The following is a 20878-nucleotide window of genomic DNA, read 5'->3' as shown; positions in this document are numbered from 1 at the left end:
GGCGGATCGGCAGTCGCGCGAGCAGGAGCAGCGTGCCCGTCTCCTGTCGCAGCAGCCGAAGAAGCCGGTTCAGGCGCGAGCTGCGGCCCTCTGCCGCTTGCCCCCGAAAATCATTTGCGCTACGAGTTTGCTTGAAGTTGCGAATGGTTCTGAATATCCGAACCGCCCGGCCTGAGGCCGGTCCTCGGGAGTTGTGGCGCGATGCTGGCCAGTCTGCTGATCGTCTTTCGCGAAATCCTCGAAGCCGGCCTGATCGTCGGCATCGTGCTGGCGGCGACCGAGGGGGTCTACCGGCGCGGGCTGTGGGTTACCGGTGGCGTCGCGGTCGGCGTGCTGGGCGCGGCGCTCGTCGCCGGTTTCGCCAGCGCGATCTCGAATTCGCTCCAGGGCATGGGCCAGGAACTGTTCACCGTCGCCATTCTGTGCGTCGCGGTGCTGATGCTGAGCTGGCACATCATCTGGATGGCCAAGCATGGCCGCGAGATGGCGAGCGAAATGAAATCGGCCGGCGCGGCGGTGAAGGGCGGCGACAAGTCGCTGCTGGCACTCGCCATCGTCGTCGCCGTGGCCGTGCTGCGCGAAGGATCCGAGGTCGTGCTGTTCCTCTACGGCATTGCGGTCTCGTCGAACGAGGGGCCGGTACCGCTGCTGATCGGCGGCGTGCTGGGACTGGGGCTCGGCGCGCTCTTGTCCTACCTGCTCTATCGCGGGCTGGTCATCATCCCGATGCGACACCTGTTTTCGGTGACCAACTGGCTGGTGGCCTTGCTGGCGGCCGGCATGGCGGGCCAGGCGGCGGCGGTGCTGGCCAATCTGGGCCTGGTCCCGACCTGGGGCGAAGCGGTCTGGAACAGCTCCGGCATCCTGTCGGAAGACAGTCTGGTCGGCCGCGCGCTCCATGCGCTGATCGGCTATTCGGAGCGGCCGTTCGGCGTGCAGGTCGTGGCCTATGTCGCCACGCTCGTCGTGCTGGTGGCACTCAGCCGCTTGATCGCCAAACCCAAGGCGCCGGTCCGTGCCGCGACCCGCACCAGCGCGCCGGCCGCGGCCGAATAGCGGATCAGACCTCGGTCGAGGCCCCGGGATTGAGCGAGCGGCAGGACGTCTCGTAGTCGGGGCCGATGAAGGCAGGCCGTTTGTAGAGACCCTTCAGCCAGGACGCGACCAGGCACAGTTCCTCGAGCCGGACGACCTCGTCGAGCGTGCCGTCGGGAAACCGGATCTCGAAACTGTCCGAGACGAACTCCAGGACCGCCTCGATCTGCTCCAGCGAGAGCCCGAGGTCGCTCTCAAGCACGGCGGTCCGCACCAGCTGCTTTTCGTCGATGCCATACTCATCGCGGATCAGCTTCACGATCCAGCGAAACATATGCATCCAGTTCTTGACGTCCGCAGTCGAGGAGGACATCCGCGCGCCGCCGTGTGCCGTGGCAAGAAAGCCGTATCGGGTCTGCCCGCGCGCCATCGGTCCGGCGCCCGCGAGACCTGAAGCGGTTTGCCCTTCTATCACGCCTGGTATTGGGCGACTATAGAACGACATTGACAATTTGATCGATCGCCGGAGGCGCGAAGATGGATGCGAGTGCGCTGCTGGGCGGGTTTTCGGCCAAGCTCCGCCACTATTCCGGCGGCAGTTTCGCGGTACCTGCCCAGGCGGAACATCTCCTGTCGCTGCATGTCGGTGCTCCGGTCCGGGCGGATTGCCGGTGCGACGGGCTGCGCCAGCGCCGGCTGCAGGTCGCGGGCGACATCGACATCGTGCCTGCCGGTCACGACGGGGTCTGGACGGACGAGGGGCCGGCCACCTTGCTGCACATGTCCATGGCGCCGGCGTTTCTGCGCCGGGCCGCGAGCGAGCTGGATCTCGACCCGGATCGGATCCAGCTCCGGCCGCAGCTGCAGTTGCGCGATCCGCTGATCGCCCATGTCGGCTGGGCCATGAAAGCGTCGCTGGAGGTCGGGCATCCGGGCGGCCGGCTGTTCACCGACAGCCTGGGCCTGGGGCTGGCGGCCCACCTGCTCGGCCGGTACGAACCGGCACGCGCGCTTCGGCAGGAATTGTCGAAACGGCAGCTGCGCCGCGTGCTGGACCATGTCGACGCCCATCTCGACCAGGACCTGTCGCTGGCCGTGCTGGCGGGGGAGGCGGGTTTGAGCGCCTCGCATTTCCGCGTGCTGTTCAAACAGACGGTCGGTCAGTCGGCCCACCATTACGTCAACCGCCGCCGGGTCGAGCGCGCCCAAGCCCTGCTGCTGTCGGGCGCCATGGGCATCGCCGAGGTCGCGTTGGAGACGGGCTTCGCCCACCAGAGCCACCTGGCCCGCGCCATGCGCCGGACCCTGGGGGTCACACCGGGCCAGATCGTCCGCTCCCGACGCTAGATCGTCGCGCGAATCTGCTCCGGATCGTCAGATCCGGCGCGACCCGCAGCCTTCGTCCCGGCATGCTCGGCCCATCGTCATTCAGGAGAGCTGCTCATGCCCACGAGAGAACGCGCTCAGGCGCTGGTCGCCATGGTCCAGGCCAACCAGTTCGTCGAAGCGATCGAGGAATTCTACGCCGAAGACGCCAGCATGCAGGAAAACCAGGCTCCCAAGCGGGTCGGCCGCGCCGCGTTGGTGGCGCACGAGCAAGCGATGCTGGCGGTGACCAGGATCAACACGCTCGCGGGGACCTGTCTCGTCGATGGCGACCGGTCGGTCGTGCAATGGCGGTTCGAGATCACCGACCCAGCGGGCCGCCGTTTCGAACTCGACGAACTGGCCTACCAGCGCTGGCAGGGCGACCGGATCGTCGAGGAACGCTTCTATTTCGATCCGGCCCAGCTGGCGGGCCGCGCGCGCCCCGCGGATTAGGGCGACGTCCAAAGCGTCGTCAGGCGCGCCGGCCTCGATCCGGAGCAGAGCGGGGCCGGCTTCTCCCGGTCGCGTTCATGGTTTCCGGAAGCGGGGTTTCTCATACCGAAAATCCGATGCCGAAGTGCGACAGGCGGAAACCCTCCTTGAACAGTTCGGCATCTTCCACCTTGAAGCTCGCGACATCGGCCGAGAACATGAAGGGCGATGAGCCGGTTCCCGTGCGCCAGATCGCGTTGAGGCCGAAGTTCGGCAGGGCGACGAGGCGTTCGCCTGCGGCTTCGTGCTGCGCATTCACCTGGGCAAGAACCGTCAGGTCGACCGGCTCCAGGGAGCGCCAGTGCTGGGCGCCGCTACCCGGACGCCACAGGCCGAGAAAGGTTTCCGAGCCGCCCGCCTCGTGACGCATATGGACGAGCCGCAGGCCTTGGGCGAAGAAGGCCGCATCCTGCTGCGTGAACTGGGCGACCGAGAGGCCGGTGCGCCAGAACTGCGCTCCCGTGCCCGGCTGCCACACCGCGTACCAGCCATTGTCCGACGGAAGATCATTGACGCAATCGACGCAGATCATACGCTGGCCCTGCGCGAAGAACGCGGCATCCTGCGCCTTCAGCTCGTCGAAACTCATGCCGGATTGCCAGTGCTGGGCGCCGGTTCCCGGAGCCCAGACGGCGGAGTGGGAGCCGTCGTCGTCGATCTGCAGGAAGCGCAGGCGCAGGCCGTTGTCGAAGTGATTCTGGTCGAGCGTCTTGAAGTTGGCGAAGGTTTCCTGTGCGACCCACGATTGGGCGCCGCTGCCCGGCCGCCAGACGGCAGTGAAGTTGGCGCTCATGCTTCGCCTCCTGATGACGACGGCCCATGAAGCGCTTCTGGGCGCCCTTGGGTTCAAGGACGCGAAGGGGCAGCGCAACCAGCCCGTCCGGGGTGGAGAAAATCAGATTGGGACATTGTCGACGACCGCCGCCGTGGCGTCGTGCGAGCTTGGCGGCCTGGGTGCTTCGCACCCAGCGACAGCGCCGCCTCGATCGACCGTTCCCGTCTACGGTTGCCGTATCCGCGATAAGAACAGCTTCCCATCCTGTTCACCTGTGACGCCCGTCACCAGCCAGGATCGAACCCGCCTGACATAGGCGTCGGAGACCTCTGCATCAGATGGGATTTGTCGTCCAGATCGGTCGCCGATGCCGGCCGACCGCCGCTGTCTCGGTGCAGCGGCTCGCAATCGCCCCGCCTCTCGAGACGCGGCAAGAGGCCAAGCCAAACCCGACCGCGGCAAACCTCCGCGCAGAAGTTCTAGTCGGCGGCTGGTGCCGCCGCTTCGGCCTCGCGGCGCAGAATCTCGCTGCGGCGCAGTTTGATGCTGTCCGATTTCAGCTGGCCGCACGCGGCCAGGATGTCGGCGCCGCGCGGCCGGCGCACCGGCGAGGAATAGCCCGCCGCATTGACGATGTCGGCGAACACCTTGATCGCCGCGTCGGTCGATACCTCGAAGGGTGCGCCCGGCCAGGCGTTGAATGGGATCAGGTTGACCTTGGCCGGGATGCCTGCCAGCAGGCGCACCAGTTCGCGCGCCTCGGCCGGGCTGTCGTTCACGTCCTTCAGCATGACGTATTCGAACGTGATGCGGCGCGCGTTGGACGAGCCCGGATAGGTCCGGCAGGCGTCGAGCAGTTGCGCGATCGGGTATTTCCGGTTGATCGGCACGATCACGTCGCGCAGGTCGTCGGTCACGGCATGCAGCGAGATCGCGAGATTGACGCCCAGTTCCTCGCCGCACCGTTCGATCATCGGCACGACGCCGGCGGTCGACAGCGTGATGCGTCGCTTCGACAGCGAGATGCCCTCGTTGTCCATGACGATCTTGAGCGCCTTCGAGACGTTCTCGTAATTATAGAGCGGCTCGCCCATGCCCATCATGACGATGTTGGTCAGCTTGTGCTCGCCCTCGGCCGCGGTCCATTCGCCCAGCCGGTCGCGCGCATGCATGACCTGGCCGACGATCTCGGCCACGGTCAGGTTGCGCACCAGCTTCTGGGTACCGGTGTGGCAGAACTTGCAGGTGAGCGTGCAGCCGACCTGGCTGGACACGCAGAGCGTGCCGCGATCTTCCTCGGGGATATGGACGGTCTCGACTTCCTGGCCGTCGGGGAATTTCAGCAGCCATTTGCGCGTGCCGTCGATGCTGGCGAGGTCGCGCGTCGTCTCCGGCCGGCGCACGACGAAGCGTTCGGCCAGCTCGGCGCGGAAACTCTTCGACAACGAGGTCATCGCCTCGAACTCGGCGGCGCCCTTGTTGTAGATCCACTGCCACAGCTGATTGGCACGGAATTTGGGCGCACCGATCGTCGCCATGGCGGCGATCAGTTCGTCGCGGTCGAGGCCGACCAGATTGGCCCGGTCGTCGGTCGGTGCCGTCGGTAGGGCGGCCATCGGCGAAAGGCTGGCCGTCGCGTCGGCCGTCGGGGCGTGGGCGTCCATGGGCATGCTGCTCGTCGGAGTTTCAGCCGCCCTTATAAGTCAAAACCCCTGAAGCCCCCAAGTCTCGTCGCTGCTGGTCAGCAATTCGTCCGGCGCGGGCGATGGAAGGCGTAGTGTCACCGCTTGACTTTGCACGCCTTGTCGATCGCGCCCAGCGCGTCGCCGAATCCGGCCAGCGCATAGACGTCGGACACGTCGGCGCCCTTGGCAGGCTTGGCCTTGACCGTCAGTTCCTTGCCCTTCGACATGGCGGTGACCACGGCCTTGTCGGTGTCGCTGTCGCGCGACCATGCGGTGTCGCTGGCCGTGAAGAAATCGAAGCTCTGCTTGTCGATGGCGACCGTCACATCGGCGCCCTTGGCAAAGGCGAAGTTGGGGCCAGGCTCGACCGAGACGACGTTGAACGCCTTGTCGGCCGGGCGGTGGGTGACCAGCAGGTGGGCGTCGCGCTTGGTCTTCGCCGGTTCCTGGGTCTTAGGCGCGCCCACAACGTAGCAGATCTCGCCCTTGCCGTCGGTCATGGTGTAAGCGATCCAGCCGTGAAACTCGCCCAGTTGCTTGGGCGCCGGCGGTGCGGCAGCCGCGCCGGCCGGTGCTGCGGCGCAAATCAGCAAAGGAAGCGCCGCCAGGACCGCAACGACGGCCCGCTGTTTCATCGACATTAACTTACCTCGATCTCTGATCATGTCTTCGGGATCCGACCCCATCCTACGTCGTTCCCGTGATGACGCCATCCTGGCGCCACGTCGAGGCAAAAAAATGGCGCCGATCGTCATCGTCGGAAAATTCATGGCCGGAGATCTGATCCAAACCCCTCGCGGCCGCGTATCGATCGGCACCAGGGTCAGGATGCGTCCGGCTTGTGAGCCGGACGGGCTTGGCTCTAGATTGCCGCGGTGATGGATGCATCCCCTGCACCGATGGTGATCGAAGCCCGGCAATTGGCCCTTTGGTTGGGCCGCGTTGCCGGGACTCGGGACCGCGCCGCCTTCGCCCAGCTGTTCGGGCATTTCGCCCCGCGGCTCAAAGGCTACCTGGTCCGGCTTGGTTGCGATGCCGGCACGGCGGAGGAACTCGTGCAGGACGTCATGCTGACCGTCTGGCGGCGCGCGGACAGCTTCGATCCGACGCAGGCCGGTGCCGCGACCTGGATCTATACCATTGCGCGCAATCGCCGGATCGACCGGCTGCGGCGCGAGCGCCATCCGGTCGTCGACCCGACCGATCCGCTGCTGGTGCCCGACCCGGGCGAAAATGCCGAGCAGGGGATTGAAACGGCCGAACGCGAGCACAGTTTGCTGGGCGCGATCGGGCGATTGCCCAAGGAGCAGGCGGAACTCGTGCAGATGGCATTTTTCGAAGACCGGCCGCACAGCCGGATCGCCGAGGCGACCCGCCTGCCGCTGGGCACGGTGAAGTCGCGCATTCGCCTCGCGCTGGCCCGGCTGAAGCGCGAACTCGGCCAGGAAGAAAGTACCTGACATGCCGCATTTCCATCCGGACGACGAAGATCTGCTGGACTATGCGGCCGGCCGGTTCGACGAGGCCTTCGCGGTCCTGATCGCCAGCCACCTGACCCTGTGTCCGACATGCCGCGCGGCAGCGGCTGCGTTCGAGGCGATGGGCGGCGCGGTGCTCGATGCGACCGCGCCGGAGGTATTGTCGCCCGGCAGTCTCGATCGCCTGATGGCGCGCCTCGACGAGCCCGAGCCGATAGACCTCGCGACCCCGCCGGCGACCGGCGAATTTCGCCACCTGCCGGCACCGCTCCGTGCCTTCGTCGCGGCGGCACCGCCCTGGAAGCGCGTGATGCGCGGGCTGGAGGAAGCGGAGATCGGCCCGCGCCGGGGCAGTATCCGCGCCCGGATGATGCGTATCGCGCCCGGCGGTGCCATGCCGCGCCATACCCATGGCGGCCGCGAGATGCTGATCGTGCTCGACGGCGGCTATACCGACGAGGTCGGCGACTATGGGGTGGGCGACGTCGCTGCGGCAGATGCCGAGTTGGTCCACAAACCGATCGCCGATCCGACGGAGGGCTGCCTCTGCTTCGCAGTGACGGACGCGCCCTTGAAACTGACCGGCCCGCTCGGCCGCGTGCTGAACCTGTTCATCCGTTACTAGGTTTTCCGGCGCTGCCGCAATGCTTGATTGTGCCGATCGATCCGGCATAATTCCAACTGCGCCGGACGGTACCGGCCGTTCGCGTGCAGCGTGGAAGCTCCGATGCCGAAGAAGAAAAAATCGACAAAGGCCGAACCGCATCAATTCATGCCGCGTCTTTTGACCGACACGGAATGGGAATCCTACCACGAGGATTTTCCGGATCTCGTGCGAACGAACGCCTACGTCACCGATCCGGGCGTCTATGACGGCTACAATTGCATCGGCTGGTCGGTCGGCGATACCGGCCTGGAATTCGACGTCGAGGCCGTGACCGGCATGGTCGAGTTCTACAAGGGGAAGGGCTTCGAGGAGGTCGAGGCGAAATCGGCTGGGGCGGAGATCGACCTGTTCGGCGTCCGACCCAATGGGTATTTCGCCAGCCACGCTTCGAAGAAATATACCGGCCCCCGGGTTGATGGCATGCCGGACGGTCTTTGGGAATCGAAGCTCTATCCCGGTGTGCGCATGAGCCACGGGCGGCTCGAGCTCCAGGGCGAGGCTTATGGTGATATCGTCAAGTCGTTCCGGAAGTCCGCCGTGGCGGAGGACGATTAGAGAGCCTTCAAATAGCCCCGGGCACGGTCGTGGTGCGCGCCACCGCGTGGGACCAGAGTGCCGCCGCGGCCGGGCGCAGACGGGCGGACGAGCGGTAGAGCCGGACGTCGAGCGGCAGCTCCCATTCCGCGCCGGCCAGTCGGACCAAGGCACCGCTCGTCAGTTCCTGACCGATCGAACTCATCGGCAGCCAGGCGGCCCCATGGCCTTCGAGCGCCATCGCCTTCAAGGCTTCCGCCATGGAATTCTCGTAGCAGACCTCGAAATGATGGGCGGGATTGCGCTGCTGGATCTGTTCGACGATACGGCCGAGGAAACAATCCGACGAATAGGCCAGCATCCGGACCGGATGGTCCGGGGTGCCGGGGAAGTTCGATCCGCCGCCGGCGGCCGGGGCGACCGGGACCAGGCGGTCGCGTGCCACCAGCACGGATGGGAACAGCGCCGGATCGACCATGATCGGCACCGCCTCATGGGCGAAGCACAGCAGGAAATCGCAATCGCCCTCGCTCAGCGCCTCGACGCAATCATGCAGGTTGCCAGGCACGAGGCGTGTCGTCAGCGGTCCCAATGCCGCCTCTACCTCGCGCAGCCAGCGCGGAAAGAAGGTCAGGCTGATGGTGTGGAGGGCGGCGAAGCGCACGGCGGCATGGGTCCGGCTGCGCTCCAGCCGGAACGCATCGCGCTGTTGGCCCAGCAGGGTCAGCACCTCCTCCGTCGTGCCGCGGAACGCGCGGCCGGCGGCCGTCAGGGTGGTCGGATAGGTCGAGCGGTCGATCAGTTCGGCGCCGAGCCAGACCTCGAGCGCCCGGATGCGCCGGCTGAAGGCCGGCTGGGTCACGTTGCGCTCCTCGGCCGAGCGGGAGAAGCTGCCGGTGTTGGCCAGGCTGACGAAATCCTCGAGCCACTTCAGTTCCACCTTTTGCTCCTCCTCATGCGGCGCGTCCGAGCACCGGGTCGCGCAGTGCGGCGACACAGGCCTGGGCCAGGGCAGCGGTCGAATCGATCAGCAGATGCGTCGCCGCCGGCTCTGGCCGCAGGACCAGTGGAAGTTCGGTGCAGCCTAGCACCGTCGCTCCGACGCCGCGCGTCTGGAGCCGCGCCAGCGCCAGGCGCAGCGCGACACGCGCGCCGTCGAGATCGCCGGCCTTGATGGCCCGGATCGATGGATCGACCAGTTCGACCTGGTCTTCCGGCGCCGGCACGACGAGGTCGTACCCCGTCCCGGCGAGCCGGTCCTGATAGATCCCCGCTGCGACCGTGCCGCCGGTCGCCAGCAGGCCGATCGGTCCGCCCTCGATGCCCTGGAACCGGAGCGACCGGGCGACCGCGTCGACGATGTGCAGCATCGGCAGGGTGCCGGCGAGGGCGTCGAACCAATAATGTGCGGAATTGCACGGCATGACCGCAAGGATGCAGCCGGCAGCGCGCAACCGGGCGAGGCCGGCCGTGAGCGCCGGCAACGGTGACGGACCCTGGCCCAGGATGGCGCTGCTGCGGTCGGGGATCGTCGGGATCGACTGGGCGATCACCGGCAAGTGGTCCTGGTCCGAGGCCGCCGGGGTCATCAGCACCAGCTTCGCCAGGAAATCCGCCGTCGCCGCCGGGCCCATGCCGCCCAGCACGCCCAAAAATCCGCTCATCGCCGTTGCCTCCGCTCGCCTGACGTCCCTCGACCATAGGAAAGGGGCGGCTTGCGGCGCCAATGCCCTTTGCGCAACCACCATGCCGGCACGGCATAACCTTTCGCTCCTGGCGCGGATCATGCGGGACCGGCATGACGCATACTGAAACGGCATTCGCCTTCGGCACCGGCGTTGCTCAGTTTTGCGCCCAGGCTTTTGTGGGAACAGGGGATCGGAAATGGGCAAGATCATTGGGGTGGCGCTGGCCGCCGGATTGATGGGCGGGTTGCTGATGGGCACGGCTCGACCGGCCCAGGCCGGGGTGACGCTCGACGCCGTGCGCCAGCGCGGTCATGTCACCTGCGGCGTCAATACCGGCGTCGCGGGCTTCTCGCTGCCGGACAGCAAAGGCAATTGGACCGGACTCGACATCGACCTGTGCCGGGCGATCGCCGCCGCCGTTTTCCTCGACCCGAGCAAGGCCATCTTCGTGCCGACCACGGCGGTCCAGCGCTTCCCGGCGGTCCAGTCGGGCGAGATCGATGTGCTGACGCGCAACGCGACCCAGACCCTGACCCGCGAGGCGTCGCTCGGCCTGCACATGACCGGGGTCAATTTCTATGACGGCCAGGGCTTCATGGTGCCGAAGAAATCCGGGGTGAAAAGCCTGAAGCAGTTGGGCGGCGCCACCGTATGCGTCCAGCCGGGCACGACGACCGAGCTCAACCTCGCCGACTACGCCCGTGCCAACCACATGGAGCTGAAGCCGGTGGTGATCGAGCGGGTCGACGACGATATCTCGGCCCTCTCGTCCGGTCGCTGCGATGCTTTCACCACGGATAGCTCGCAACTCGCCTCGCTCCGCGTCACGGCGATGCCGCAGCCCGACGATTGGCTGATCCTGCCCGAGCTGATTTCCAAGGAACCGCTCGGCCCCATGGTGCGCAACGGCGACGACCAATGGCTGAACATCGTCAAATGGACCCTGCTCGCGATGATCCAGGCCGAGGAGCTGGGTATCACCCAGGCCAACGTCGACGAGAAAACCAAGAGCCCCAATCCCGAAGTGCAGCGTTTCCTGGGCGTCACCGCCGGCAATGGCCAGGCGCTGGGGCTCGACGAGAAATGGGCCTATACGATCGTCAAGGCGGTCGGCAATTACGGCGAAAGCTTCGAGCGCAACATGGGGAAGGGCAGTCCGATCAAGCTCGATCGCGGCTTGAACGAACTCTGGACCCGCGGCGGCCTGATGTACGCGCTGCCGTTGCGGTAGCTTCGGGCCGGTTTCAACCCTCGAATTCCGGGGTGGGGAATTTCTCCACCCCGGCGCGCCTTGGCCCGCGATCTCTGCTAAGGTGGCGCGCCTCGCAGCCTTCGGCGCATATCCGGTAGAAGGCGGACAAAGGGTAATCGTCATGCAGCGGCGACCGGCTCCGGGGCTTGCCCTCTCAAACCTGGATGAAATCGAACTGGTCCGGCAGGCGTTGCTTCGCGACGAGGCCGCCTTCCGCACGATCATGCAGCGGCACAATTCGCAGCTCTATCGCGTGGCCAGAAGCGTATTGCGCAGCGACAGCGAAGCGGAGGACGTGGTCCAGGAGACCTACGTCAGGGCGTTTATCCATCTCGGCACCTTTCGCGGGGAGTCCAGCCTTGGGACCTGGCTGGCGCGCATCGCCTTGAACGAGGCGCTGGGCCGGCAGCGGCGCGAGCGCCCCACCGTCGAATGGACCGCGTTGGAAGAGGCCCTCAACGGGAAGGTCGTTCCGTTTCCCCATGCCACGCGGGACAATCCCGAGCGCTCGATGGCGCAGCAGGAGATCCAGCGGCTCGTAGAACGGGCGATCGACGACCTGCCGGTAAAATATCGGGCCATCCTGATGACGCGGGTCATTGCGGGCATGAACGTCGAGGACACGGCGGCATTGCTGCAGCTGAGCATCGAGACGGTCAAGACCCGGCTGCATCGCGCCCGCGGCCTGCTGCGCGCGCGCGTGGAACGGCAGATCGGCCCCTTGGCGCTCGACGCCTTTCCCTTCGCCGGCCGTCGTTGCGCCCGCCTGGTCGAGGCGGTCCTGAAGCGCCTCGATTTTCCGCGATAGATTTTCTGTAACCTTCGTCTGCGGGCGGCATCCAAGCATTGGTCAACGTTCAACAACGCACAGGCGGCTCACGCGCCTTGGCAGGAGATCGATTCCAATGTCCATTCGCTTAGGCACCGCCGTTGCCGTCGCTTGTCTGATATCCGGCGTCGCAGCCGCGCAGACCGCCAAACCGACCGACCCGCAAATCGCCCACATCGCCTATACAGCCGGGCAGATCGACATTGATGCCGCCAAGCAGGCCACGTCCAAGGCGACGAACAAGGATGTCAAAGCCTTCGCGCAGGACATGGAGCGTGACCATACCGCCGTGAACCAGCAGGCGCTGGCCCTGGTCAAGAAGCTCAATGTCACGCCGGAGGACAACGACACGAGCAAGTCGCTGTCGAAGCAGGCGACCGACGAGCGGGCCAAGCTCGCGAAGCTTTCGGGTGCGGCGTTCGACAAGGCCTATGTCGACAACGAGGTCGCCTACCACAAGGCCGTCGATGCGGCGCTCGAGAACACCTTGATCCCGTCCGCGACGAACCCGGAACTCAAGAGCCTGCTGCAGACCGGCTTGAAAATCTTCAAGGGCCATCTGGAGCATGCCGAGCATCTCGCGGCGACGCTGAAATAGCGACCGCGCCATGGTCGGTCGCGCACTGTCGACTTTGATGGTGTTCGTGCTGGCAGTGGGCTGCAGTGCCGCGCGGGCGGAAACGATCCGGGTCACGATCAAGGGACTCGGCTTTTCGCCCGCGCAAACCCAGGCCAAGGTCGGCGACACGATCGAATGGATCAACGAAGACTTCGTGGCGCATACCGCAACGGTGCGCGGCGAATGGGACATGATGGTGCCGGTGCATAAATCGGCGAGCCTGGTTCTCAAAAGGGCCGGGACCGTCGAGTATTACTGCCGGTTCCATCCGAACATGAAGGGATCGATCGCCGTTGCACCCGAATAGCGCGGGGGCGGCGACAGTCGAGCGTTGCGTCGGCCGGCTCTTGCCGGTCGGCGGCGGGGCGGGCATGGTGCGGGCAAACATCGATAGGCCCGGGGGACTGCCATGCCGCAACCGCACGATCAAAATCACGACCCGGCCCCTGTGCTGGTCGACATTGTCCGCGGCGTCATGGTCGAATCGCGCCATCGCGGCGCCTTCGCGGTGGTCGATGCGGCGGGCAAGGTCGTGCGCCGGGCCGGCGCCATCGACCGGCCGATCTATCCACGGTCGGCGATCAAGCCGCTGCAGGCGCTGCCCCTGCTCGAGACCGGCGCCGCCGACAAGTACGGCCTCGGCCAGGAGGAACTGGCGCTCGCCTGCGCGTCCCATCACGGCGAGCCGGTCCATGTCCAGAAGGTCTCGGCCTGGCTCGGGCGTATCGGGCTCGGCGAGGGCAACCTCGAATGCGGCGCGCACCTGCCGACCGACGTGCCGTCGGCCCAGGCGCTGATCCGGGGCAGCCAGCCGCCGTCGCAGCTGCACAACAACTGCTCGGGCAAGCACACCGGCTTTCTCTGCACGGCGGCATGCCTGGGCGAAGACCCCAAGGGCTATATCGAGGCCGACCATCCGGTCATGCGCCGGGTGCTGAAGGCCGTGGGCGAGATGACGGGTACCGACATGGCCCGCGCGCCGGCCGGCCGCGACGGCTGCGGCATTCCCGTCATCGCCATCACCTTGCAGGCGATGGCCCAGGGCATGGCACGCATGGCCGACCCGAGCGGCCTGCCCGACGAGCGCCGTGCCGCCTCGACCCGCATTCTCGACGCGATGGCTGCCCATCCGCTGCTGGTCGACGGCACCGGCGGCCTCGCGGTCGAGGTGATGAAGGTGGCGGGCGACCGGGTGCGGATCAAGCCTGGTGCGGAAGGCGTGTTCTGCGTCTCGCTGCCGAAGCTGGGCCTCGGCATTGCGCTCAAGATCGAGGATGGCGCCGGCCGCGCGTCCGAGGTTGCGATCATCACGCTGCTCGACCGGCTCGGCTGCTTCACGGCGGACGAGCGCATGGCGCTGCATCCGTTCCTGGAGCCCAAGATCAAGAACGTCGCGGGTGTCGAGGTCGGGCTGTTGCGCCCCGCGGCCGCTTTCGATTTCTAGGAGAGTATGATGCGCGCCATCGTCTGCAACGCCCTGGGCGAGCCCGAGACCTTGTCGATCGAGACCCTGCCCAGCCCGCCGCTGGGCGCCGGCCAGGTCCGCATCCATATTCATGCCGCCGGCGTCAATTTCGCCGATGGCCTGATGGTCGGCGGGACTTATCAGGAAAAGCCGCCGCTGCCGTTCACGCCGGGCTTCGAGGTCGCGGGCGTCGTGGCCGAGGTCGGCGCCGATGTCACGGGCCTCGCGATCGGCAACCGGGTGATCGGCCTGGTGGCGGTCGGCGGCTATGCCGACGAGGCGGTCGCCGATGCCGCGGCGGTCTACAGGATGCCGGACATGATGAGCTTCGAGGCGGCGGCCGGCTTCCCGATCGCCTATGGCACGTCCCATGGCGCGCTCGACTGGCGGGCAGACCTGAAACAGGGCGAGACGCTGCTGGTGCTGGGCGCCGCCGGTGGCGTGGGCTTGACCGCGGTCGAGATCGGCCATGCCATGGGCGCCACGGTGATCGCGGCGGCGAGTTCGCCCGAAAAGCTCGCGGTCGCCAAGAGCCGCGGTGCGGCCCATCTGATCGACACGTCCAGCGAGGATCTGCGCGCCCGGGTCAAGGACCTGACCCAAGGCCGTGGCGTCGACGTGGTCTATGATCCGGTCGGCGGCGACCTGTTCGATGCGGCGCTGCGGGTGACCGCGTGGGAAGGCCGGATCGTGATCATCGGCTTCGCCGGCGGCAAGGTCCCGCAGATCCCGGCCAACCTGCTGCTCGTCAAGAACGTCTCCGCCATCGGCTTTTATTGGGGATCCTATCGGGCCAAGAGCCCGGCGCGGGTCCGGGCCTCGTTCGAGACCCTGCTGGGCTGGGTCGCGGAGGGGCGCCTGAAGCCGCATGTCTCCGAAAGCTTCCCGCTCGAAGATGCGGCGAAGGCGATCCGCGTGCTGCAGTCGCGCAAGGCGACGGGCAAGGTCGTACTCACCACCGGACGGTGACGTCATGAGCGACAATCATCTGGTGACCGACGAAGCGGCGCTGGTCGCCCTCTATGGCGAGCCGGGCGAGGCGTCGCTCGTCAAGGAGGTGGACCATGTCCACGCCATCTATCGGCCGTTCATCGAGGCGGCGCCGTTCTGCGTGCTGGCGACCTCCGGCCCGGACGGGCTTGATGCCTCGCCGCGCGGCGACGGTCCGGGCTTCGTCGTGGTCGAGGACGAACACACGCTGCTACTGCCCGACCGGCGCGGCAACAACCGGATCGACAGCCTGCGCAACATCCTCTCCGACCCGCGCGTGGCGCTGCTGTTCCTGATCCCCGGTATCGGTGAGACGATCCGGGTCAATGGCCGGGCGCGCTTGTCGGTCGATCCCGCGCTCAAGGCGCGCCTCGCGGTCGACGGCAAGGAGCCGCGATCGGTCCTGGTCGTCACGGTCGAGCGGGTCTATTTCCAGTGCTCGCGCGCCGTGGTCCGGGCGGAGCTGTGGAATCCCGCGGCCCAGGTCGCCCGATCGGCCTTGCCCAGCGCCGGCCGGATCCTGGCCGCGGTCAGCGACGCGCGAGTCGGAGGCGAGGAATACGACCGTGCGCTGCCGGAGCGGGTGAAGGCCACGCTCTATTGATCAGGATCGCGGCAGTCGTGCTGCAGCTTTGAGCAGCACCCCAACATCTAGTGTGAATTTTTTAATATGGCGCGATGAGTGGTGACGGAACGGGTGCGATCGGGTACCGTTCATTTGGTCAAGTCGTCCTCGGTAAGTAAGGTTTACCGCGTTTGATTCACAAGCCAGCCCATCGACTTCCCACCAGCCCGGCCCTCTCGATGCCGTGCCGTACCGACGCCTCTCCGCTCCGCGGCGAGGCGTTTTTGTTTCCGGGCTCCCGTTTCGGGGGACCGGCCGCTCAGCGTCACCTGTTTCTTCAGGAGTGATCATGGCCAAGCGCTCGTCCCGTGCCGCGCAATCCGTTCGCAGCTTCGAATCCAAGATCGAACCCCTGTTCGGGTCCGAACAAGCCGGCCGCAGCCGGGGCTGGCACCCGGTCGCCACCGAGGCGGAGGACGAGCATCGCGACCAGAGCTACGTTCGAAAGGTTAGGCCGCAGAGCGACAACCAGCGGGCCCTGATGCAGGCCATCGATACCCACAACCTGTGCCTGGCGCTGGGACCCGCCGGCACCGGCAAGACCTATCTGGCGGTCACCGCCGCCGTCGAGGCTTTGGAGGCAGGCAATGTCGATCGTATCGTGCTGTCGCGCCCGGCGGTCGAGGCCGGCGAATCCCTGGGATTTCTTCCGGGCGACATGCACGAAAAGCTGGCCCCCTATCTGCGCCCGCTCTACGACGCCCTCAACGACCGGATCGGCGGCAAGCGCGTCCGGCAGTATCTCGCCGACGGCACCATCGAGATTGCCCCGATCGCCTACATGCGCGGACGCACCCTCAACAACGCCTTCGTGGTGATCGACGAGGCGCAAAACTGCACCTACGGCCAGATCAAGATGCTGCTGACCCGGCTCGGCTGGCACTCGACCATGGTGCTGACCGGCGATCCGGACCAGAGCGACCTGCTCGACGGGCTCTCGGGCCTGATCGACATCGCCCGCCGGCTCGAAACCGTGCCCGGCATCGCCGTCGTGCGCCTGAACGAACAGGACATCGTCCGCCATCCGCTGGTGGCCGAAATGCTGATGGTGTTGTAGCCGCTCCATCGGCATCAAGACCTGCGGCGGCGGCCGGGCGGATATGCCCGGCCGCCGTTTCTGTATTCCGGCCGGTGCGCGTTAGGCTTGGGTTCTCGAGCCTGTGCCGGAGTGACCCCGATGCCCGTGACGCTGTCCACGATACTGCTGTTCGCCGCCGCCTCGCTGGCCCTTGCGGTCACGCCGGGGCCGGACATGCTGATGTGCCTGTCGCGCAGCATCGCCCAGGGCCGGCAGACCGCCTTTGCCGCCCTGTCCGGCATCGTCACCGGCTGCTACGTCTGGGCCTTCGCCGCCGCGTTCGGGCTGGCGAGCCTGCTGGCGCTGTCGCCGACCGCCTATGACGTCGTCCGCTTCGCCGGTGCCGCCTATCTGGCCTATCTCGCCTGGCAGACGTTTCGCGCCAAGGATGCCTTCGGCGTCAGCAGCGGCCTGCCGTCGGTCGCCTGGGGCCGGGCCTATCGCCAGGGCCTGATGACCAATCTGCTGAACCCGAAGATCGCCCTGTTCTTCCTGGCGCTGTTCCCGCAGTTCGTCGATCCGGCCCACGGCAACATGGTCGCCCAGGCGTTGATCCTGGTCAGCGTGTTCAATGTGATCGGCTTCGGCATCAACGGCAGCGTCATCCTGGCGGCGAGCCGCTTCGCCAGTTTCCTCGCCCGGCGCCCCGGCGTCGCGCGCCTGCAGCGCTGGTTCCTCGGCACCGTGTTCGGTGGCTTGGCGCTGCGGCTGGCGCTCGACGACCGTCACTGATAGCCGCGGCGCTTGAGCCATAGCGAAAAGCGCCAGCAGGCGACCGGCAGCAGGATGAAGGTCGCGGCGAGCGTGAAGCCGTCGGCGACCATCGGGTGCTGGACCCAGCCATAGCCGGTCTCACACCAGGTGACGCTGTCGCCATGCTCGAGCCGGCGCAGCAACGCGTCCATCTGCCGGGAATTTTTGGCCGTCGCCAGCACGTTGGTATAGGCCGGGAAATCCTTCGCGAGCGATTGCGCCGTGGCCATGGCGTTGAAGCCCGGATCGGCCGGACCGTAGTCGCTGCGATATAGGCATCGCATCATGATGAAGCTCCGTCAGTTGCGACGCGCGACCTGTTCGACGGTGACGGCGGCCACCCCGCATGTGCGGGTGCCCAGCCGTTGCGCCGCGGCCTCGGACAGGTCGATCAGCCGGCCGTGGCCTGGCCCGCGGTCGTTGACGCGGACGATGACGGTATGGCCGGTGGCGATGCTGGTGATCTTCAGCATCGTCCCGAACGGCAGGGAATTGTGGGCCGCGGTCAGCGCCGTCGGGTCGAACCGCTCGCCGCTTGCCGTCCGCCGGCCACCCTGTTCGGCGCCATACCAGGAAGCGAGGCCGACACCGGTCGGCAGGTCGCCGGTCCGGCCGCAGGCCGCCTCGGCATTGGTTGACAGGACCAGGCACAGCATCGCCAACGCCGGGCCGCCGCAGGATCGGGCGCTCATCCGCGGGCCTCGCTCGCGACCGCACCGGCCTGCCGCCGCAACCGCTTCTCGCCCAGGAACAAAAGGATCGGCGATGCGATGAAGATCGAAGAGGTCGTGCCGATGACGATGCCGAACACCATGGTCCAGGCGAAATCCTGAACCGAGCCCTTGCCGATCAGCGCCAGAGGCAGGATCGACAGCAGCACGGTGAGCGACGTGGCGACGGTGCGCGACAGGGTCTGGTTGATCGACAGATCGATCACCTGCCGAAGCGGCATCGTCTTGAATTTGCGCAGATTTTCGCGGATGCGATCGTAGACCACGACCTTGTCGGTAACGGAGAAGCCGATCAGGATCAGAATCGCGGCGAGCGAGTTCAGGTCGAAGGGTAGGCGGCTGACGCCGTAGAAGCCGATCGTCTTGGTCACGTCGAGCAGCAGCGTGGTAACCAGTCCGATGCCGAACTGCCAGTCGAAGCGGAACCAGATGTAGAGCAGCATGGCGCCGAGCGCCATGGCGGCGGCCGTCATGCCGTCGCGGAACAGGTCGCCCGAGACCTTCGAGCCGACCACCTCGGCCCGGCGCAGTTCGGTGCCGGGGAATTGCGTTTGCAATGCTGCCTGGACCCTGGCGCGACCTGCTTCGGTCGCCGCCTCGGGTCCGAGCTTGATCAGAACGTCGGTTGGCGGGCCGAACTGCTGGACCGCGGCATCGCCGAACCCCAGGCCGCCGACAAGGGTGCGGACCCGGGACAGGTCCGCGTTGCCTGGCAGGCGGGCCTCGATCAGCACGCCCCCGCGAAAATCGATCGAGTAATTCAGACCCGGCCAGAAGAAGAGGATGATCGAGGCGATCGACAGAACCGCCGATGTCGCGACGCCGACATGGCGGCCGCGCATGAAGGGGATGGCGGTATCGTCTGGAACCAGGCGCAGCGGGCGCATGAAACGGGCTCGTCAGCAGGGGAACGGAAGGCGATCTCACGACGAAAGCCCGTGGGAATGCCATTCGTGCCTGGGTGGTCCCTTATGAAAGCGGCGTCAAAAATCGATCGCCCAGGGGCCGGCCGGTCTACGAACCTCCGCGGTCCAGCGGCAGGAACACGCGGGTCAGGATCCAGCCACCGCCCTCCAGTTCGAAGCGCAGGCGGACCGGCGGGTCCTGGTCGCGCTCGGCGGCACCGCGGACGCGGGCGGTGAAGCTGGCCGGGCCGTCGAAGAAGGCCCAGAGCACACGGGTATGGTGGCGCTCGCCGTCGCTGTTGGTCCCGGGCTCGGGCGAAAGGCCGCTCGATCCGCCGAGTGCGGCGGCGGCGGCGTGGTCGCGCCGACCCTGCTGGATGATGCCGGCCAGCCCTTCGGGCGTCACCAGCGCGTCGACGGCGCCGCCCATCAGCTTGGACCCGAGCGCCATGCCGAACAGCGCCATGCCGGATCCCTTGTCGCCGCCGAGCTTCGAGGTGATGGCGCCGTTGAGGTCGTCCTTGAAGCCCTGGCGCACCGCCGGCCAATCGACCTTGGGTTCGATGCGCGCGGGATCGCCGCTCTCGACCGCCGCGACCAGGGTGCGGAGCGCCAGATAGGGATAGGCCACGTAGCCGGCGAGCAGGATGCTGATGACGATCAGGGGTGCCTTGGGGTTCATGCGGTTCAGTTTCCGAGCGGAGTGACGCAGCCGGTATCGGCCTCGTGCCGGCCCATCCGATCGAGGATGGTCCGGGCGCGCTCGCGAATGTACGAGGTCGGGGCGGCTGCCGACCAGCGTCTTGGATTGGGCAGGATGGCGGCGAGCAAGGCCGCTTCCAAGCGGGTCAGGCGGGCGGCTGGGTGATGGAAGGCATATTGGCTGGCGGCCTCCACGCCATAGATGCCGGGACCCCACTCGATCGTATTGAGATAGGCCTGGACGATCCGCCGCTTCGGCCACAGCGCTTCGATCAGCACGGTGAAATAGGCCTCCAGCCCCTTGCGTACGAACGAGCGCGCCGGCACGAGGTAGAGGTCGCGCGCCGCCTGCTGGCTGATGGTGCTGGCGCCGCGCAGGCGCTTGCCGTCCTCCTCGGCCGCCAGCGCCTTGTCGATCTGGACGAAGTCGAAGCCGTGATGCTGGCAGAAGCGCTGGTCTTCCGAGGTCAGCACGGCCTCGACGATGTCGGGCGGGATGTCGCGTGCGGCGAGCCAGGGGGCATGGATCGGGTCGCCCTCCGCCGCGCGCAGCAGCATGAGCGGCGTCACCGGCGGCGGCAGGAAGCGATAGGCGGCGACGCCCAGCAGGCTCAGGACGAGGAGCCCGGCCAGGATGCGGATCAGCCATTTGACGGCGCGTGCCATGGCGGTCAAACGGCGATCGTCGCGGAAAGGTTCTAGCTGAGCGTCAGCTTCATGCCTTCGTGGGCCGGCTCGAAGCCCAACTGCTCGTAGAAGCGCTTGGCGTCGGCCCGCGCCTTGTTGGTGGTCAGCTGCACGATCGAGCAGCCGCGGTCCCGGGCGATGCCGATCGCGTGGCGCAGCATCGCCTGGCCGATGCCGTGCCCGCGGGCGGCCGCTGCGACCCGCACGCCTTCGATCTGGCAGCGCCAGGAACCCAGGTGGGAAATGCCGGGAATGCAGGTCAGCTGCAGCATGCCGGCGATGGCGCCCGCCCGTTCGACCACCAGCAGCAGCTGGTTCGGGTCCGCGTCGATCGCGGCGAAGCCGGCCCGATACGGCTCGGGCAATGGATCTTCGGCCCGTTCGCGCGTTCGGCCCAGCACGTCGTCGGCCAGCATGGCGACCAAGGTCGGCAGATCGGCCGCGACGGCCCGGCGATAGATGAGATCGGACAAGGCGGTTTCCTCGATTGATGCGGCGCTTTGGATGCTGCCATGGCGGC

The 20878-nt window shown here is 66.9% G+C and carries 27 protein-coding genes; 15 read left to right on the top strand and 12 right to left on the bottom strand.

The features are described 5' to 3' along the window. The first annotated feature begins 201 nt into the window (after positions 1-201). Positions 202-1056, top strand: a complete 855-nt coding sequence (locus VGV37_RS21090; RefSeq protein ID WP_326881728.1) for an FTR1 family iron permease — start codon at positions 202-204, stop codon at positions 1054-1056. A gap of 4 nt (positions 1057-1060) precedes the next feature. On the opposite strand, the gene VGV37_RS21085 is transcribed toward VGV37_RS21090, so the two are convergent. Next, positions 1061-1369 (bottom strand): acyl carrier protein, encoded by a 309-nt coding sequence (locus tag VGV37_RS21085; protein WP_326881727.1) that lies wholly within the window; start codon positions 1367-1369, stop codon positions 1061-1063. Positions 1370-1572: 203 nt separating this feature from the next. On the opposite strand from VGV37_RS21085, the gene VGV37_RS21080 reads away from it, so the two are divergent. Both VGV37_RS21080 and VGV37_RS21075 read left to right on the top strand, forming a co-directional pair. Beyond that, complete coding sequence (locus VGV37_RS21080) at positions 1573-2382, top strand: AraC family transcriptional regulator (RefSeq protein ID WP_326881726.1); 810 nt, start codon at positions 1573-1575, stop codon at positions 2380-2382. A gap of 96 nt (positions 2383-2478) precedes the next feature. Continuing rightward, positions 2479-2856, top strand: a complete 378-nt coding sequence (locus VGV37_RS21075; protein ID WP_326881725.1) for a nuclear transport factor 2 family protein — start codon at positions 2479-2481, stop codon at positions 2854-2856. Between the two features lie 100 nt (positions 2857-2956). Here VGV37_RS21075 and VGV37_RS21070 read toward each other — a convergent pair whose 3' ends face one another. The 3 genes from VGV37_RS21070 to VGV37_RS21060 all read right to left on the bottom strand — a co-directional run bounded on the left by VGV37_RS21070 (position 2957) and on the right by VGV37_RS21060 (position 5996). Continuing rightward, the gene (locus tag VGV37_RS21070; RefSeq protein WP_326881724.1) at positions 2957-3688 is read right to left on the bottom strand and encodes a hypothetical protein; all 732 of its coding nucleotides are present in this window, start codon (positions 3686-3688) and stop codon (positions 2957-2959) included. A gap of 461 nt (positions 3689-4149) precedes the next feature. After that, positions 4150-5334 (bottom strand): 23S rRNA (adenine(2503)-C(2))-methyltransferase RlmN, encoded by a 1185-nt coding sequence (rlmN, locus tag VGV37_RS21065; RefSeq protein ID WP_414638053.1) that lies wholly within the window; start codon positions 5332-5334, stop codon positions 4150-4152. A gap of 116 nt (positions 5335-5450) precedes the next feature. Then, complete coding sequence (locus VGV37_RS21060) at positions 5451-5996, bottom strand: invasion associated locus B family protein (protein WP_326881723.1); 546 nt, start codon at positions 5994-5996, stop codon at positions 5451-5453. Positions 5997-6254: 258 nt separating this feature from the next. Here VGV37_RS21060 and VGV37_RS21055 point away from each other — a divergent pair, with 258 nt between their 5' ends. The 3 genes from VGV37_RS21055 (at position 6255) to VGV37_RS21045 (ending at position 8055) form a co-directional block, all read left to right on the top strand. Continuing rightward, complete coding sequence (locus tag VGV37_RS21055) at positions 6255-6815, top strand: sigma-70 family RNA polymerase sigma factor (RefSeq protein WP_326881722.1); 561 nt, start codon at positions 6255-6257, stop codon at positions 6813-6815. 1 nt (position 6816) lies between these two features. Further along, on the top strand, positions 6817-7458 hold the full coding sequence (locus VGV37_RS21050; RefSeq protein ID WP_326881721.1) for a ChrR family anti-sigma-E factor: 642 nt from the start codon (positions 6817-6819) through the stop codon (positions 7456-7458). A gap of 102 nt (positions 7459-7560) precedes the next feature. Further along, positions 7561-8055, top strand: a complete 495-nt coding sequence (locus tag VGV37_RS21045) for a DUF7689 domain-containing protein (RefSeq protein ID WP_326881720.1) — start codon at positions 7561-7563, stop codon at positions 8053-8055. A 7-nt stretch (positions 8056-8062) separates the two neighbouring features. Here the strand turns inward: VGV37_RS21045 and VGV37_RS21040 are convergent, their stop codons facing one another. Further along, positions 8063-8974 carry a LysR substrate-binding domain-containing protein gene (locus tag VGV37_RS21040; protein ID WP_326881719.1) on the bottom strand — a complete coding sequence of 304 codons (912 nt, stop codon included), beginning with the start codon at positions 8972-8974 and terminating at the stop codon, positions 8063-8065. Positions 8975-8987: 13 nt separating this feature from the next. Beyond that, a complete protein-coding gene (locus VGV37_RS21035; protein ID WP_326881718.1) occupies positions 8988-9698 on the bottom strand; it encodes an aspartate/glutamate racemase family protein in 711 nt (236 codons plus the stop codon). A 220-nt stretch (positions 9699-9918) separates the two neighbouring features. Between VGV37_RS21035 and VGV37_RS21030 the strand changes: the two genes are divergently transcribed. From VGV37_RS21030 to VGV37_RS20990, 9 genes are all read left to right on the top strand, one after another. Next, positions 9919-10953, top strand: coding sequence for an amino acid ABC transporter substrate-binding protein (locus tag VGV37_RS21030; RefSeq protein ID WP_414638052.1), 1035 nt, complete (start codon positions 9919-9921; stop codon positions 10951-10953). A gap of 142 nt (positions 10954-11095) precedes the next feature. After that, a complete protein-coding gene (locus VGV37_RS21025) occupies positions 11096-11782 on the top strand; it encodes an RNA polymerase sigma factor (RefSeq protein ID WP_326881717.1) in 687 nt (228 codons plus the stop codon). A gap of 97 nt (positions 11783-11879) precedes the next feature. Next, complete coding sequence (locus tag VGV37_RS21020; protein WP_326881716.1) at positions 11880-12401, top strand: DUF4142 domain-containing protein; 522 nt, start codon at positions 11880-11882, stop codon at positions 12399-12401. Positions 12402-12438: 37 nt separating this feature from the next. Then, positions 12439-12729 (top strand): cupredoxin domain-containing protein, encoded by a 291-nt coding sequence (locus VGV37_RS21015; RefSeq protein ID WP_326881715.1) that lies wholly within the window; start codon positions 12439-12441, stop codon positions 12727-12729. Between the two features lie 102 nt (positions 12730-12831). Then, positions 12832-13866, top strand: a complete 1035-nt coding sequence (locus VGV37_RS21010) for an asparaginase (RefSeq protein WP_326881714.1) — start codon at positions 12832-12834, stop codon at positions 13864-13866. Positions 13867-13875: 9 nt separating this feature from the next. After that, complete coding sequence (locus VGV37_RS21005) at positions 13876-14856, top strand: NADPH:quinone oxidoreductase family protein (RefSeq protein WP_326881713.1); 981 nt, start codon at positions 13876-13878, stop codon at positions 14854-14856. Between the two features lie 4 nt (positions 14857-14860). After that, the gene (locus VGV37_RS21000; protein WP_326881712.1) at positions 14861-15481 is read left to right on the top strand and encodes a pyridoxamine 5'-phosphate oxidase family protein; all 621 of its coding nucleotides are present in this window, start codon (positions 14861-14863) and stop codon (positions 15479-15481) included. Between the two features lie 310 nt (positions 15482-15791). After that, the gene (locus VGV37_RS20995) at positions 15792-16559 is read left to right on the top strand and encodes a PhoH family protein (RefSeq protein WP_326881711.1); all 768 of its coding nucleotides are present in this window, start codon (positions 15792-15794) and stop codon (positions 16557-16559) included. Positions 16560-16679: 120 nt separating this feature from the next. After that, positions 16680-17312, top strand: coding sequence for a LysE family translocator (locus VGV37_RS20990; protein WP_326881710.1), 633 nt, complete (start codon positions 16680-16682; stop codon positions 17310-17312). Here VGV37_RS20990 and VGV37_RS20985 read toward each other — a convergent pair. The 6 genes from VGV37_RS20985 to VGV37_RS20960 all read right to left on the bottom strand — a co-directional run bounded on the left by VGV37_RS20985 (position 17306) and on the right by VGV37_RS20960 (position 20831). Further along, positions 17306-17620 carry a hypothetical protein gene (locus VGV37_RS20985; protein WP_326881709.1) on the bottom strand — a complete coding sequence of 105 codons (315 nt, stop codon included), beginning with the start codon at positions 17618-17620 and terminating at the stop codon, positions 17306-17308. The genes VGV37_RS20990 and VGV37_RS20985 overlap by 7 nt on opposite strands. A 12-nt stretch (positions 17621-17632) precedes the next feature. Beyond that, positions 17633-18025 carry a septal ring lytic transglycosylase RlpA family protein gene (locus VGV37_RS20980; protein WP_326881708.1) on the bottom strand — a complete coding sequence of 131 codons (393 nt, stop codon included), beginning with the start codon at positions 18023-18025 and terminating at the stop codon, positions 17633-17635. Beyond that, the gene (gene secF, locus VGV37_RS20975; protein WP_326881707.1) at positions 18022-18951 is read right to left on the bottom strand and encodes a protein translocase subunit SecF; all 930 of its coding nucleotides are present in this window, start codon (positions 18949-18951) and stop codon (positions 18022-18024) included. Before secF ends, VGV37_RS20980 begins: the two co-directional genes overlap by 4 nt. A 127-nt stretch (positions 18952-19078) precedes the next feature. After that, positions 19079-19651, bottom strand: coding sequence for a DUF2939 domain-containing protein (locus VGV37_RS20970; RefSeq protein ID WP_326881706.1), 573 nt, complete (start codon positions 19649-19651; stop codon positions 19079-19081). 5 nt (positions 19652-19656) lie between these two features. Beyond that, positions 19657-20337: a monofunctional biosynthetic peptidoglycan transglycosylase gene (gene mtgA / locus VGV37_RS20965; protein WP_326881705.1), complete on the bottom strand. Its 681-nt coding sequence runs from the start codon at positions 20335-20337 to the stop codon at positions 19657-19659. A 32-nt stretch (positions 20338-20369) separates the two neighbouring features. Next, complete coding sequence (locus tag VGV37_RS20960; RefSeq protein ID WP_326881704.1) at positions 20370-20831, bottom strand: GNAT family N-acetyltransferase; 462 nt, start codon at positions 20829-20831, stop codon at positions 20370-20372. Between the last annotated feature and the right edge of the window lie 47 nt (positions 20832-20878).

The organism is Aliidongia sp. (assembly GCF_035943795.1).
Lineage (GTDB): Bacteria > Pseudomonadota > Alphaproteobacteria > ATCC43930 > CGMCC-115725 > Aliidongia.
Note: the sequence above shows the minus strand (reverse complement) of the source record. Positions and strands in the feature narration are given on the sequence as shown.